A 14578-nucleotide genomic window follows, 5' to 3' on the forward strand; every position below is an offset into this window, starting at 1 on the left:
TTAGCTTAGATTAAAATGTGCTTTTTATTATTTTTTTGCTTCCCCTAGGCTGGCCTGGAGTCCTTAAGGCCATCCAGGAAGATTTGCCATGAGCAGCGTCACCTCGCTATCCAGTGTTTCCAATACCGTCCGCCAGCGCGTCACGCCAGAGGAATGGGAGGTGCGCGTAAAACTGGCCGCCGCCTACCGCTTGGCGGCCTTGTACAAGTGGACCGATCACATCTACACCCACTTTTCCGCCCGTGTACCGGGCCCCGACGAGCATTTCCTGATCAACGGCTTCGGGTTGTTGTTCGATGAAATTACTGCCTCCAATCTGGTCAAGGTCGACCTCGACGGCACCCTCGTCGACGACCCCACTGGCCTGGGGATCAACTACGCCGGCTACGTGATCCACAGCGCCATCCACGGCGCACGCCATGACTTGCAAGCGGTGCTGCACACCCATACCCGCGACGGCATTGCGGTGTCGGCGCAGAAGGACGGCTTGCTGCCGATTTCCCAGCATGCCATCGCATTCTCGGGGCGCGTGGCCTATCACGGTTACGAAGGCGTGGCCCTGGACCTGGACGAACGGGAGCGTCTGGTGGCCGACCTGGGCGACAAGAGCGTGATGATCTTGCGTAACCATGGCTTGTTGACCGCAGGCGTCAGTGTCGAGCACGCCTTCCAGCAACTGCAAAGCCTGGAGCGGGCCTGCAATATCCAGATCGCCGCGCAGGCGGCGGGGAATGCCGAGTTGATCTTTCCGCCGGCAGAGGTGGTGGCCAAGGTCGAGCAGCAGGCCAAGGTGTTCAGCAATGGGGAAGGGCCGGGCGTGGCGCGGCATTGGAATGCGTTGGTGCGCCAGTTGGAGCGTACCGATACCGACTACAAAAACTGATCCTGAATTCACAGCAAAGCAAATGTGGGAGGGGGAAAGCCCCCTCCCACATTTTTCGACCTGCTGTGTTCTTAAGCCACTTGTTGAGCCTGCTCCCGTTCGGCGACCAACTGGCGGGTGAGGGGAATCAGCTTCTTGCCGTAGTCAATCGCATCATTGAGCGGGTCAAACCCACGAATCAGGAAAGTAGTAATCCCCAAATCGTAGTAATCCAACAGCGCTTGCGCGACCTGCTCAGCGGTGCCCACCAGCGAGGTGGAATTACCCTGCGCCCCGAGCAGCCCGGCAATCCCGGTCCACAGGCGCTTATCCAGCCGCGACCCCTGCGCCGCCGCTGCCAGCAACCGCCGCGAGCCTTCATTCGGCGGTTCGCGGCGCACAAAGCCACTCTTCTCGGCCAGTGCCGTGGCTTGCTGCAAAATCTGCTCGGCACGCTGCCATGCCAGTTCCTCGGTGTCGGCGAGGATCGGCCGCAACGACAGGCTGAAGCGAATCGTGCGCCCATGCCTGGCGGCTTCGGCACGCACCTGGGTCACCACTTCGCGCACTTGTTCATAGGTTTCACCCCACAGTGCATATACATCCGCGTGCTTGCCGGCCACGGCAATCGCCGCTGCTGAAGAACCGCCGAAATACAGCGGGATATGCGGCTGTTGCGGCGACTTCACCGTGGAGTGCGCGCCTTCCACCTGGTAGTAAGTGCCGGAAAAATCGAAAGGCTGCTCACTGGTCCATTCCTGGCGCACGACGCTCAGGTATTCGTCGGTGCGCGCATAGCGTTCGTCCTTGCCGATATGGCTGCCATCCCCACGCAGTTCCTTGTCATCGCCACCGGTGATGATGTGCACGGCGGTACGCCCACCGTTGAACACATCCAGCGTAGCGAACTGGCGCGCAGCCAATGTGGGTTGGGCAAACCCTGGGCGGTGGGCGATAAGAAATTGCAGTGTGGTGGTGACGCTGGCCGCATGGGCCGCGATCAGCGTGCTGTCCGGACTATTGGAGTGGAAGGCTACCAAGGCGCGGTCGAACCCCGCCGCTTCGTGAGCCCGCGCTACGCTTTCGACGTAGTCCGGTTGCAGGCTCGGGCCGCTGCGAGGGTGGATTTCCGAGGCGTGGTGGCCGCCGATATAGCCGATGAATTCAATGCTCATGGTCAGGTCCTTGTCGAGGTCGGTAAACAAGCCTCCACCGGGCAGGGGGTCGGTCCGTAAGCGTGAAAGTAGGGCCAGCGGCCAAGCCTGTAAAATGCCGATTGGTTCTAACCTAATTATTAAAAAATAAAATGAATAGTTTTACTAAATATCAGTAATTTGCATTTAATCAGTGGTCTCACGCATTGCGATACCGGGTTGCGCTTCATGATGGGGTGCGCCCATGCGGTCCGCCAGGTAGCGCGCCGGCGGTTGGCCCATCGCTTTGCGGAACATGGTGATAAAGCCGCTGGCATTTTCATAGCCCAGGTCCAGCGCCACGGTCTGCACGCTTTCGCCGTTGGCCATGCGTTGCAGTGAGAGGATCACATGCAGCTGCCGGCGCCAGCGACCGAAGCTCAAACCGATCTGCTCCAGCAGCAGGCGAGTCATGCTGCGTTCGCTCATGCCGATGCGCACGGCCCACTCGCTCAAGGTGGATTTGTCGCCGGGGTTGGCCAGCAAGCTATCGGCCAGTCGCGTCAAGCGGGGGTCTTTAGGTATCGGCAAATGCAGGGCTTCGATCGGCGCCTCGGCCAGTTCATCCAGCAATGTCGCCACCAGTCGACCCTGGGCGCCGTCTTCGTCATAGAGTTGCGGGAAGCTGACAGCCTTGCCGATCAACGCGTGCAGCAGTGGCGACACCGACAGGGTGCAACATTGTTGGGGCAGGGCGCTGGCGGCGTCTGGATCGATCAACAAGCAATACACGTCCGCCTCGCCGGCACCCCGTGCCGCGTGGGACACGCCGCCAGGGATCCACAATGCGCACTGCGGCGGCACGATCCAGATGCCGGCCTCGATCACACAATGCACCACCCCGCGCAAGGTGTAGATCAGTTGCCCGTGCTGATGGTGGTGCGGCGTATGTTCCCAGCGCTCGGAGGTACTCGAGGCTCCCACGGCAACCACCGGGCGCGGGATCGCAGCGGCGTCGCGAACCCGGCTGGGGTCGTGTTGGTCGAGGCGGTGATGAACCATGGTGCTGACTGCCTTGGCTGGTTTGCGAAATATTCTGGCTATTCTGTGCAATGCCGTCTAGCACCTTGATCTTTATGATGAGAACTAATCTCATCCAAGGAGCTTGGCCATGCGACTCGACAGTTCAACTTTTCCCGTGGTGAAAATCGTCTTTGACGCGCCCAATGAAGGCGGGCCGGAGGATGCTTTCCTGATCTTCGAGCGCCTGTTGGCCCGTGAGCAGCCTTTCGTGCTGCTGCATGAAAAAGCCGTGGACGAGAACAATCACGAGCATTCCCATGAAGAGCGCAAACACGCCTCGATCTGGATGAAGAAACACAAGGCGGCCCTGCGTGCCTATGTCAAAGGCATGATCCAGGTCGAACCCAGCGCCGCCAAGCGCCTGGCCCTCAAGCCATTTGCCGTCACGTTCGGCAAGGCCTGGGGTTACCCACTGCTGGTGGTGGAGTCCAGGGACCGCGCCTGGGCGCTGGCCGAGGATGTGCTGGATGAGCAGGTCTCGGATGTGGCGTATTTCTAAGCCTGGTCAAACTCGACAGCGTCCACAATTGAACTACCTTGATTGACGAGCCTTCCCACTCGGTACTCAAGCATGCGCACGTTATGGACACGGTATATGGCGTTGTTGGAAAACGACCTGAGCACACAGATTTTCGACAACGTGAAGAACCTGCTGGTGTGCGCGCTGTTGTTCGCGGCGGGGACCAATACGCTGGTGGGGCAGCAAGCGTTATTCATTGGGGTATTTGCCTCCAACGTCGCCGGTTGGGGGCTGATTATCCTGTCGACGCTGTTGATGTTATTGAATATCAGCGACGGCATTCGGCGCCTGGCCAAGTTGCGTTACCACTTGGCGCTGCAACTGTTGTTGATCCTGGCGTATGTGGTGATTGCCGAGCGGGTGGTAGAGATTGTGTGGGTCTTGCGCGCCCATTGAAGTATCCTCCGCGCCTGGTTTTTCACTGATTCAAACAACGATGACAGGACAAGATATGCAGGCGCTGCTGGAGTCGATCCTCGACGAAGTGCGCCCCCTGATCGGCCTCGGCAAAGTCGCCGACTACATCCCCGCGCTGGCCGACGTACCCGCCAATCAACTCGGTATCGCCGTATACGGCAACGACGGCGCGGCCTACTGCGCCGGTGACGCCGACACGCTGTTCTCGGTGCAAAGCATCTCCAAGGTCTTCAGCCTGGTGCAGGCCATCGACCACGGCGGCGAAAGCATCTGGGAACGCCTGGGCCATGAACCGTCGGGGCAGCCGTTCAACTCCATGGTGCAACTGGAATTCGAACGTGGCCGCCCGCGCAACCCGTTTATCAATGCCGGCGCCTTGGTGATCTGCGACATCAACCAATCGCGCTTTGCGGTGCCGATTCTGTCGATGCGCGACTTTGTGCGGCGCCTGTCGGGCAACCCGCTGATCCTGGTCAACAGCGTGGTTGCCGACTCTGAAGCGCAGCACGGTGCGCGCAACGCGGCCATGGCCTACCTGATGAAGTCGTTCGGCAATTTCCATAACGATGTGGACGCTGTGCTGCACAGCTACTTCAACTACTGCGCGTTGCAGATGAGCTGCCTGGACCTGGCCCGGGCCTTCAGCTTCCTGGCCAACGAAGGCGTGAGTGCTCACAGTGGCGAGCAGATCTTGACGCCGCGCCAGACCAAACAGGTGAACTCGATCATGGCCACCAGCGGGCTGTATGACGAAGCGGGCAATTTTGCCTACCGCGTGGGGTTGCCGGGCAAGAGCGGGGTAGGTGGCGGGATTGTTGCGGTAGTGCCGGGGCAGTTTACGGTGTGCGTGTGGTCGCCGGAGTTGAACGCAGCGGGGAACTCGCTGGCAGGGATGAAGGCGTTGGAGTTGTTGAGTGAGCGGATTGGGTGGTCGGTGTTTTGAGCGATTCCATACGTTACTTTTAAAATTTCCTGACTCACTTGCCAAGTTGGACGATCTCATTGTAGAGGGTGGTCAGATCACCTTTCCTTCACGACACGTTGATTCCTATATCGCTTCTGTTCTATCTGACTTTATTCGCGTTTCTCTGATTGAGGAGCGTGTGAGTTTCACTTTTGAAACCGTTATGTCGGATAGCAGCAAAATTGAGCTGCTGCGACATGCGAAAGCCGCAGGTTATCGGGTCTACGTTTACTACGTCGCTACGGCAGATACCGACATCAACGTCGCCAGGGTCGCTTACAGGACCTCCATGGGAGGGCATGACGTCCCAGCAGACAAGATTCGATCCCGTTATAAGCGTTCCTTGGAAAATCTTTCCAAGGCAATATTGCTGTCAAATCGAACTTATATCTTCGACAATTCGCAGAGGACGAAGGTGCGGCGTGCTCAAGCGGTAACTTCCTGTTGCGGGCTTTCGATAGAGTGCTCGAAGATAGCTCAGGCGCTTTATCTCGTCCATCTCAGGCGTTGGAACGATCGTCAAACGGCTGGGTTGGCTACGTTCAGGGCCTTGTCCACCAGCAACTGCACGCCTCCTAGCATTCGGCAAATGCCCAGCGCGACATTGCGCTGCGATCCGTCGCTTTCAAAGGCCATGTGGTTGGCGATTTCGCAGATGAGCGTCAGGTCCTGGGAGGCGTAATCTGTGAGTGTGGACAGTTGTAGACTGTTCTGGTCGTCAACCGACCCAGCAGGGTTCTGCCACGCCACGCTGGTGTCTATATGGAACCTCCGCATCCTATGCAACAACGAAACCTGTAGTCATTCAGAGGCAGATTCGATGATGCAGGTGGGAGAAAAGCACAGCGTTGTCAGTTAAAGCTTAAGGAAGATCATGACCCTTCACATTCTTCAGGTGTTGCTCGACAATGCGCCCTCTGTTCCGGAGTAGTTCAGCGGTAGAACACTCGGCTCTTAACCGGGTGGGCGCTGGTTCGAATCCAGCCTCCGGACCCATCACATACCACGCAATCTGGGAACACCTCCAGATCACACGGAGTGACTAGCATGGACGCAGGTTATGCGGTCTTCCAACTGGCGAAAGCGCTGCTCGCGCACGATTTGGATTGCGGCCCAGTCGCTCGCTTCAACTCCCGCAGACGTATCTCACGCTGGCAACAGGTCATTGGGAACCTGCTGCAAGGCTGCGTCGAGTATGGCTCGCGCACACCGGTTGCTGAGATTCCTGCATGGGTTACGCTGGAAGTCGTTACGGGGGGCTTTGCTACCGGCAATCTGTCGGCAGGTGGAGAGCTGACGGAGTATGAGCGTGAACTGGCCGTCTCTATTCCAGGTATTCGTCCAGGCTTTGAACGACTCGATATCAATGCCTGGCATCTCACGGATGACGGCCTTGAGTCCCTGCACTCACGTTTAGCCCGTTGTGATTATGCGGTCGATGTGCCGGAAGAGGCCGCGTTGCTGACAGTAGCTTGGCTAGTAGGGCAGCAGCGCACCGAGCAGGCTCGAGCGCTGATAGACGTGATTGGGCCCTTCTTTGACCGACTGCGGTTTTTTCCGTCGATCTCTACGCAGTTGCCGATCTCAGCAGCGCAGGTTCACATTGTGGACGCTGGCGAGATTAAGCAGTTGCTTTCATCCTTGCCTTCCCAGGCTCAGATCGTTGTGCAGAAACAGACGATCGAAACGCGTTTACCGCTTTATGATTCAGCTGTTTCGCATTTCCTCCTGACCTATGTGGCTGGCTGGCCATGCCGTAATTACCCGAGTGGGTGGCGCGAGCTGGCGGCCGAGTTAGAGGTGGATTTTAAGCGGCTTGGTATCGACAGGCGCTCTTCGGATCGCGTGGAGGAACTGTTTTCTTTACTTGGTCAATGCTCCCGCGACGCGGAATCGCTCACCGGGCGTCAAGTCGGTCGCATACGGCAAATCGTCGATGATTTTGTGCGAAAGCATGGCGATCCGGATTCAGCCTCTCACCTTGCGTTGCGTGCGAATCAACTTAGTCAGGTGGCGAGGCCAGAGCATCACCTCATTGCTCGTATTGTGGCGAGGCGTCTCTCAGCGTATCCCGCGCAAAGTGGTCTCTCGGATTTTGCTGATTTGGCAGCGCCGATCACCGCTGAGGAGGCATTGGCGTTTGGGCTGAGTGAGGGCACAGCCATACCCGCGGCGATCCTGCGCCGTCTTCAGCGATGCCGGAGTGGGACGATTAGCGAGTTGATTGAGCATGGGCTGATTACTTCAGGTGATACCGTCGCGCGGGTGCTGTCCGCAATGACAGCGCAACTGAGTAGCTCGGGGTTGCGCGACGAAGCGCTTAGAATGGTCTACGCCTCTACCTATCGTGCGTTCCGCCGGCGGCGTTCGTTATTACTGCTGAACCTTGAGCGTCAGGTTGGCCTCAGTGAGTTGCCTTGGGTTGCCGTAATTGAAGGCGACCGCCAGCCCGGTGCTCTGGTGGCGGGAGCTGCCAAGCAGACGCTGGTTGAGTCATCGGCATTGACGCTTTCTGCTTTCCCATACGCCATCCTGCCTAACAAGCTTCTCCAGGAATATTCAACACTGGCGGACACTGCGGAGCTGGACCTGCTCTTTGTGGAAGAGGTTGCTGCAGATATCTTCATGGGTAAGTTTTCCGATAAGTTTGCCGATGCCGCCAGACGAACGGGCCGGGTGATAGCAGGTTCGCTTTACGCACGCTATTACGACATTGATACCGATGAGCTGGCGAGCCTTGTTGCCAGAGGGCGACGACGTGCACGAGTTGCAAGCGATGCCTTCGCGACGTTGTGCGCAAAGCGTGCAGGGGCTGAGCTGGGTACGTGGCACCCGGCTACCAACGGCACCATTCTTGAGCAGCAGCAAATTTTAACTACGCAGAACCTTGCGCTACTGTTTGAAGAGCTTGGGTTGAAGGTTTTGCTGCAGCCTAGACTGGGCAGCATGGTGCAGGCGTGTTTTGAGTGGGTTTGCAAACGGCATCAGATGCGAATTGAACACTATCATGCGCGGTTGATAATGCTCAAAAATACGGCCTATGCCTGGCGCCAGATGGTGTTCTACCTGGCGATGCTTGACGAGTGTGAGCGCAGAGATGCCTTGGCGTCAGTCGAGGCTTATTTCGCCACACAGCCAGTGGTCTTTCAAGAGAGATTTCTTCCGCTAATGAGTGGCTTGCGCAAGGCTTGCGGCGGCGAAGTGTTGCCCCAGCACGCGCCAACTGAGGATGGCGCGAGAGTCTTTCTGGGATGGACAGCCACACGGCATTGGTTACTGCCACCGCAGGACGTTGCTTCAAGCCGGGCGATTGAGCAGTAGTCCCGCTTCGTTGTTCTGAAGAGTCTCTATAGGCTCCAACAAAAAATGCGCCCCTGAGGGCGCATTTTTTTGTCCGGTCAGCTATCGCCTATCAGGCAATCGCATCCCAGGCACGATCACCGTGCTCGTCTTTGATCCGAGTCGGCAACCCCATCACATCCAGCGCCTTGAGGAACGGCTCTGCCGGCAGCTCCTCGACGTTGGCCATGTGCTTCACATCCCACTCACCACGCGCAACCAGCAGCGCAGCGGCCACCGGGGGCACGCCTGCGGTGTAGGAGATGCCCTGGCTGTCGGTCTCGGCGAAGGCTTCTTCATGGCACGCCACGTTGTAGATGAACATCTCGTGCGGCTGGCCGTTCTTGGTGCCTTTGACCAGGTCGCCGATGCAGGTCTTGCCGGTATAGCCCGGGGCCAGCGAAGACGGGTCGGGCAGCACGGCCTTGACCACTTTCAACGGAATTACTTCCAGGCCTTCGGCGGTCTTGACCGGCTTTTCGGAGAGCAGGCCAAGGTTCTTCAACACGGTGAACACATTGATGTAGTGTTCGCCGAAGCTCATCCAGAAACGCACGTTGGGCACGTCGAGGTTTTTCGACAGCGAGTGCACTTCATCGTGGCCGGTGAGGTAGAGGTTCTGCGAACCGACTACCGGCAGGTCGTCGGTGCGTTTGACTTCGAACATGGTGTTGCTGGTCCACTGGCTGTTCTGCCAGCTCCACACCTGCCCGGTGAATTCGCGGAAGTTGATTTCCGGATCGAAATTGGTGGCGAAGTATTTGCCATGGGAGCCGGCATTGACGTCGAGAATGTCGATCGAATCAATGCGGTCGAAATGCTGTTGCTGCGCCAGCGCGGCGTACGCGTTGACGACACCTGGGTCGAAGCCCGCGCCAAGGATGGCAGTGATGTTCTTCTGTTTGCACTCTTGCAGGTGGTTCCATTCGTAGTTGCCGTACCACGGCGGGGTCTCGCAGACCTTGCCCGGCTCTTCGTGGATGGCGGTGTCGAGGTAGGCCACGCCTGTATCGATGCAGGCACGCAGTACCGACATGTTGAGGAAGGCGGAACCGACGTTGATGACGATCTGCGACTCGGTCTCGCGGATCAGGGCCTTGGTCGCTTCCACGTCCAGGGCGTTCAGCGCAAAGGCCTGGATATCGGCGGGTACCTTGAGGCTACCCTTGGCCTTGACGCTGTCGATGATGGCCTGGCATTTGGAGATGTTGCGCGACGCGATAGCAATACGACCGAGTTCGTCGTTGTGCTGCGCGCACTTGTGGGCCACCACCTTGGCGACACCTCCTGCACCAATGATAAGAACGTTCTTTTTCAATTGCTTTATTTCTCCTATATCCGCCAGCTTACGAAAGGCTGGACAGGTAGTCGTCGTAACCAAATTCACGAACCACTTCGACTGTACCGTCGAGTTGTTTCACTACGATGGACGGCATTTTCAGGCCGTTGAACCAATTTTTCTTGACCATGGTGTAGCCCGCGGTGTCGATGAACGACAGCCGATCGCCGATGGCCAGCGGACGATCGAATTGATACTCGCCGAAGATGTCCCCAGCCAGGCAGGATTTGCCGCACACCATGTAGGTGTGTTCACCCTCGCTTGGCGCCAGCTTGGCATTGAGGCGATAGATCAGCAGGTCCAGCAGGTGGGCTTCGATGGAGCTGTCTACCACGGCGAGGTTCTTGCCGTTGTAGAGCGTGTCGAGCACGGTGACTTCCAGGGAGGCGCTGTTGGTGATCGCCGCTTCGCCGGGTTCCAGGTACACCTGCACGCCGTACTTCTCGGAGAACGCCTTCAAACGCGCGCAAAATGCATCCAGCGCGTAGCCTTCACCGGTAAAGTGGATGCCGCCGCCGAGGCTGACCCACTTGACCTTGTGCAGCAGCTCACCGAAGCGCTCCTCGATGGTGCCGAGCATCTTGTCGAACAGGCTGAAGTCGCCGTTTTCGCAGTTGTTGTGGAACATGAAGCCGGAGATTTGATCGATCACGCCGTCGATCTTCACCGGGTCCCACTCGCCCAGGCGGCTGAACGGGCGCGCCGGGTCGGCCAGCAGGTAGTCGGAGCTGCTCACCTGTGGGTTCACACGCAGGCCACGGGTCTTGCCTTCGGAGCGCTCGGCAAAACGCTTGAGTTGGCTGATGGAGTTGAAGATGATCTTGTCGCAGTTCTCCAGCATCTCTTCGATTTCATCGTCGGCCCAGGCCACGCTGTAGGCGTGCGCTTCACCTTCGAATTTCTGGCGACCGAGCTTCAACTCGTACAGCGACGACGAGGTGGTGCCGTCCATGTATTGCTGCATCAGGTCGAACACCGACCAGGTGGCAAAGCACTTGAGTGCCAGCAAAGCCTTGGCGCCGGACTGTTCGCGCACGTAGGCAATCTTCTGCATATTGACCAGAAGCTTCTGTTTATCGATGAGGTAGTACGGCGTTTTGATCATTTTTGAGAGCCTGCGGCGGTGCCTGCCAAAAAAGGACACGCATTGTGCCCGCACTTGGAACAGATCGAAAGGTTAGTGGGCGGATTTTGCGCGCCGCGTTTAATCTGGCCTGTGAGTATGACAGGCCGTCAGTAGGATGAGCCCCCCGGGGCAGGGAACCAGGTTGGGGCGACGAGAGGTGAGAGTGGGCGCATGGGTACCGTCAGTTTGGCGGTCGCTTGACCCACTGTTATCGCAGCGGATTGATTGTGCCCAGCGAAGGATGCGCTTAAGTATTGGTCTTCAACTTGGTCCACAGCCGGGTCGCCAGCCGGGCTATGGCCGGTGGCAGGTCTTCGACGATAAACAGCTTGTCCATCACACTGCTCGGTGGGTAGATCGCCGGGTCCTGTTTTACCGCTGGGGTGAGGAATTCATCTGCTGCGCTGTTGGGGTTGGCGTAGTGGATGCTGTTACTGATGTTGGCGATTACCTTAGGGTCCAGCAGGTAGTTCATGTAGGCGTAGGCGTTCTTTTCATGGGGTGCGGCCTTTGGCATTACGACCATGTCCAGCCATAGCGTCGTGCCTTCTTCGGGGATGGAGTAGGCGATCTCGATACCGTTTTTAGCCTCTTTGGCGCTGGTGGCGGCTTGCACCACATCGCCGTTGAAACCGATGACTGCGCAGATGTTGCCGTTGGCCAGGTCGCTGATGTACTTGGACGCGTGGAAATACTGCACATAGGGGCGGATCTTCAACAGTGCCTGCTCGGCTTTTTTATAGTCGCCCGGTTCATGGCTGTGGTGGGGCAGGCCCAGGTAGTTGAGGGTAATGGGCAGGATCTGCGTGGGGTTGTCGATGATCGCCACGCCACAGGTGCTGAGCTTCTTGATGGTGTCCTCATCGAAGAACATTTTCCAGGAACGGGTCACATCGGTATTGCCGAAAATCGCCTTGATCTTCTCGACGTTGTAACCGATGCCGGCTGTGCCCCACATATACGGGAAACCGTATTGGTTGTCGGGGTCGTTGGCCTCAAGTTTTTTCATCAATACCGGATTGAGGTTTTTCCAATTGGGCAACTGGCTGCGATCCAGTTTCTGGATGGCCCCGGCTTTGATCAGGCGCGACAGAAAATGGTTCGACGGGCTGACCACATCGTAGCCGGTATTGCCCGTCATCAGCTTCGACTCCAGCACTTCGTTGCTGTCATGGATGTCGTAGGTGGCCTTGATTCCGGTGGCCTGGGTAAAGCTCAAGAGAGTGTCGTCGGCGATATAGCCGTTCCAGTTGGAGATGTTCACGTCTTCGGCGGCGTGACTGGCCACAGAAAATGCGCTGAGCATGAAGGCCACGGACAATCGCTTGATGGGCATTGCATTCACCTTTTTTGTTTTAGATTTCTGAACGGGCGCGTACGGCTTCGACGCGCATGCGCAGCAGGGCACCGAGGTCGAACAAGGGGCGCGGTGGCAACCAGCCGGGTTGCGCACGCTGGATGACCGATTGCAGCAAGGGCGAGCGTTCACCACTGGCCCACTCGGCCAACAACCGGCCCCACAAGGTGCCTCGCGCGACGCCGGAGCCGTTGCAGCCGGCGATGGCATACAGGTTGTTTTGCACCTGGGCGAAGTAGGGTTGGCCGGAGCGTGATGCGCTCAGGTGACCGGTCCAGGTGTAGTGAATGTCCTGCTCGGTGAGCCAGGGGAAGCGACATTGCAAGCCCCGCACATGGTGGTGACGGCGCTCAAGCAAGTCGCGGTTTGACAAGTCGCGTGTGCGGTATTCGGCGGTGTTGCGGATCATCACACGACGGTCTGGGGTCAGGCGCACGGTGGCCCCGAGCGGACGTGTTGACAACACACCCCAAGGTTCGGCGGCGCATTCTTTTTCCGTCAGCGGGCGGGTGAGGCTGGCGCTGAGTTCCATGGGGAAGGTGGCACTGTTGTCCAAGCCGACGCGGGGGATAAAGGCGTTCAGGCACACCAGTACTTGGCGGGCTTCAATATGCCCGCTAGGGCTTGTGGCGCGAAGGGCACCGTTGGTCATGCGCTCCAGGCCGGTGATGGCGGTGTTCTCATACAGGGTGACATTCGCCGGCAATGCCTCCAGCAAGCCCTTCACGTATTTGGCCGGTTGCAGCAAGGCGTTGCCCGCGCCGCACCAAATCCCCGCCTGGTAGTGCGCGGTGCCAAGCGTGTGCCGCAGGTCGTCGCCTTGCAGGAACTGCGCCTGCGCACCGAGGGCGCGCAGGGTGGCGAGCTTGGCGTCGACCTGGTTGAGCTTGTCGGCATCATGCACGGCGAAGAAGTAGCCATTGTCGCGAAAGTCGCAGTGGATGCCGTGGCGAGCGATGCGCTGGCGCACTTCGTCGCTGGCGGCTCGGGCGATGGCAGTGTCCACCTCAAAGCCGGCGTAGCCCGGTCGCCCCATCAATTCGTTGTCGGCCGGATGTTCGTGGGCCACCACAAACCCCGAGTTACGGGCTGAGGCACCTTGCGCCGCACACTGGCGATCGACGATGACGATGCGGGCGTCGGGGTGTTTTTCCGCCAGGCTATGAGCGGCACACAGCCCCGTGATGCCGGCGCCGATTACCAGCCAGTCTGCCAGTTGCGCGCCTTGTAAGGTGCTGCGGGCGGGTAGGGGGTCGGTTTGGGCTATCCAGCCACAGATATTTTCCACGGTGACCTCGGTTACATGCGCTGTTCGCATGGATGATTTAAGGCGATGGCTAGAATCTATAGGGGGTTGGGTGATACAACCAACGTTATAAAATCATCCAGCTATTTGGAAAACGCATGGATAAGGTTCGTCATGTACCCTCGCTGCAGGGCTTGCAGGCGTTGGTTGCGGTCAGCGACAGCGGCAGCTTCACCCAAGCCGCACAGACGTTGTGCCTGACCCAGAGCGCGGTCAGTCGCCAGGTACAACAATTGGAGAGCCATTTCGGCATGCCGTTGTTGGCCCGCACCAGTCGTAGCCTGCGCCTCACCGCCGAAGGTGAGCAGGTACTGGCCAGCGCGCGCAATATCCTGGCGCAACTGAAGACGCTGGAAGACCGGATCTCACCGTACAAGCGCCCATTCCGCATTCGCCTGCACGTGTCATTGGCTGTGCGCTGGCTGCTGCCTAGGCTGAGCGATTTTTATCGGTTGCACCCGGATACCTCCCTGGCGATCGAAACCGTCGCCACCGAAGTCGTCGAGCCTGCCAGCGACAGCGACGCTTACATCCAGTACCTGCCCCAGCCGCCGAACGACTCGGCCTGCCTGACGTTATTCGAGGAGCAACTGGTGCCGGTGTGCGCGCCTGGCCTGGGGGCAATGGCCACAATGGAAGACCTGTTGCGGCAGACGCTGCTGCATCGTTCAGTCGACAAACATGACTGGCGCGTATGGCTGGCCGCCCACAGCGCCGGGACCTTGGACGATTACCGGCATCTCCCTTTCAACCTCGATGAGCTGGCATTGGATGCCGCCGCCCGCGGGCTTGGGGTGGCGATGACAGACCTGACGTTGGCTAGCGAGTCCATTGACCGGGGCATATTGGTGGTGCCCTTGGGTCAGCCATTGGCAACGGGTGGGGTGTATGCGTTGTGCCTGCAACCGATGGCAGCCTCTCATCCAGGCTGTGCTGTCGTCATGGAATGGTTTGGCCGACAGGCACAGCACTGAGGCTGGCGCCGCCGTGTGTGGGTATTTCGTGGTTCGTACGTTCACTGTTTCATCTGATCTGAACATGAGTAGATCTTGTGATCATCTAGAATAAAATGAGTTTGTCTCACTATGAGGGTCTGTCGACAATAGCTCCCATAAACGCACCTATTGGAGTT

The 14578-nt window shown here is 58.4% G+C and carries 12 protein-coding genes, 1 tRNA gene and 2 pseudogenes; 8 read left to right on the top strand and 7 right to left on the bottom strand.

The window, feature by feature from the left end; genetic code table 11:
* Positions 1 to 88: 88 nt before the first annotated feature.
* A complete protein-coding gene (locus JFT66_RS23180) occupies positions 89 to 883 on the top strand; it encodes a class II aldolase/adducin family protein (RefSeq protein WP_153872202.1) in 795 nt (264 codons plus the stop codon).
* A 71-nt stretch (positions 884 to 954) separates the two neighbouring features.
* Here JFT66_RS23180 and JFT66_RS23185 read toward each other — a convergent pair whose 3' ends face one another.
* Both JFT66_RS23185 and JFT66_RS23190 read right to left on the bottom strand, forming a co-directional pair.
* The gene (locus JFT66_RS23185; protein ID WP_198860255.1) at positions 955 to 2037 is read right to left on the bottom strand and encodes an LLM class flavin-dependent oxidoreductase; all 1083 of its coding nucleotides are present in this window, start codon (positions 2035 to 2037) and stop codon (positions 955 to 957) included.
* Between the two features lie 165 nt (positions 2038 to 2202).
* Positions 2203 to 3057 carry an AraC family transcriptional regulator gene (locus JFT66_RS23190; RefSeq protein WP_034120065.1) on the bottom strand — a complete coding sequence of 285 codons (855 nt, stop codon included), beginning with the start codon at positions 3055 to 3057 and terminating at the stop codon, positions 2203 to 2205.
* A 109-nt stretch (positions 3058 to 3166) separates the two neighbouring features.
* On the opposite strand from JFT66_RS23190, the gene JFT66_RS23195 reads away from it, so the two are divergent.
* The 4 genes and pseudogenes from JFT66_RS23195 to JFT66_RS30055 form a co-directional block, all read left to right on the top strand.
* The gene (locus JFT66_RS23195; RefSeq protein WP_034120063.1) at positions 3167 to 3577 is read left to right on the top strand and encodes a hypothetical protein; all 411 of its coding nucleotides are present in this window, start codon (positions 3167 to 3169) and stop codon (positions 3575 to 3577) included.
* Positions 3578 to 3649: 72 nt separating this feature from the next.
* Positions 3650 to 3994 (top strand): hypothetical protein, encoded by a 345-nt coding sequence (locus JFT66_RS23200; protein ID WP_034120062.1) that lies wholly within the window; start codon positions 3650 to 3652, stop codon positions 3992 to 3994.
* Between the two features lie 55 nt (positions 3995 to 4049).
* Positions 4050 to 4958: a glutaminase B gene (gene glsB, locus JFT66_RS23205; RefSeq protein ID WP_034120059.1), complete on the top strand. Its 909-nt coding sequence runs from the start codon at positions 4050 to 4052 to the stop codon at positions 4956 to 4958.
* Positions 4930 to 5382, top strand: a pseudogene (locus JFT66_RS30055) (zeta toxin family protein); the annotation flags it as partial. The gene glsB and the pseudogene JFT66_RS30055, both read left to right, overlap by 29 nt.
* 116 nt (positions 5383 to 5498) lie before the next feature.
* Here the strand turns inward: JFT66_RS30055 and JFT66_RS30295 are convergent.
* Positions 5499 to 5672 (bottom strand): annotated as a pseudogene (locus JFT66_RS30295) (DUF6124 family protein); the annotation flags it as partial.
* Positions 5673 to 5900: 228 nt separating this feature from the next.
* Between JFT66_RS30295 and JFT66_RS23215 the strand changes: the two are divergent.
* A tRNA-Lys gene (locus tag JFT66_RS23215) sits at positions 5901 to 5975 on the top strand.
* A gap of 51 nt (positions 5976 to 6026) precedes the next feature.
* Complete coding sequence (locus tag JFT66_RS23220) at positions 6027 to 8300, top strand: hypothetical protein (RefSeq protein WP_198860256.1); 2274 nt, start codon at positions 6027 to 6029, stop codon at positions 8298 to 8300.
* 91 nt (positions 8301 to 8391) lie between these two features.
* Here JFT66_RS23220 and JFT66_RS23225 read toward each other — a convergent pair whose 3' ends face one another.
* The 4 genes from JFT66_RS23225 to JFT66_RS23240 form a co-directional block, all read right to left on the bottom strand.
* A complete protein-coding gene (locus JFT66_RS23225; RefSeq protein ID WP_198860257.1) occupies positions 8392 to 9636 on the bottom strand; it encodes a saccharopine dehydrogenase family protein in 1245 nt (414 codons plus the stop codon).
* A gap of 28 nt (positions 9637 to 9664) precedes the next feature.
* Positions 9665 to 10762 carry a carboxynorspermidine decarboxylase gene (locus tag JFT66_RS23230; protein ID WP_153838338.1) on the bottom strand — a complete coding sequence of 366 codons (1098 nt, stop codon included), beginning with the start codon at positions 10760 to 10762 and terminating at the stop codon, positions 9665 to 9667.
* A 268-nt stretch (positions 10763 to 11030) separates the two neighbouring features.
* Complete coding sequence (locus JFT66_RS23235; RefSeq protein WP_198860258.1) at positions 11031 to 12119, bottom strand: polyamine ABC transporter substrate-binding protein; 1089 nt, start codon at positions 12117 to 12119, stop codon at positions 11031 to 11033.
* Between the two features lie 19 nt (positions 12120 to 12138).
* Positions 12139 to 13428, bottom strand: coding sequence for an NAD(P)/FAD-dependent oxidoreductase (locus JFT66_RS23240; RefSeq protein ID WP_198860259.1), 1290 nt, complete (start codon positions 13426 to 13428; stop codon positions 12139 to 12141).
* A 116-nt stretch (positions 13429 to 13544) separates the two neighbouring features.
* Here JFT66_RS23240 and JFT66_RS23245 point away from each other — a divergent pair, with 116 nt between their 5' ends.
* On the top strand, positions 13545 to 14420 hold the full coding sequence (locus JFT66_RS23245) for a LysR substrate-binding domain-containing protein (protein WP_153838335.1): 876 nt from the start codon (positions 13545 to 13547) through the stop codon (positions 14418 to 14420).
* Positions 14421 to 14578: the final 158 nt, after the last annotated feature.

This window comes from Pseudomonas sp. MF6755, assembly GCF_016405635.1.
GTDB lineage: Bacteria > Pseudomonadota > Gammaproteobacteria > Pseudomonadales > Pseudomonadaceae > Aquipseudomonas > Aquipseudomonas haemolytica.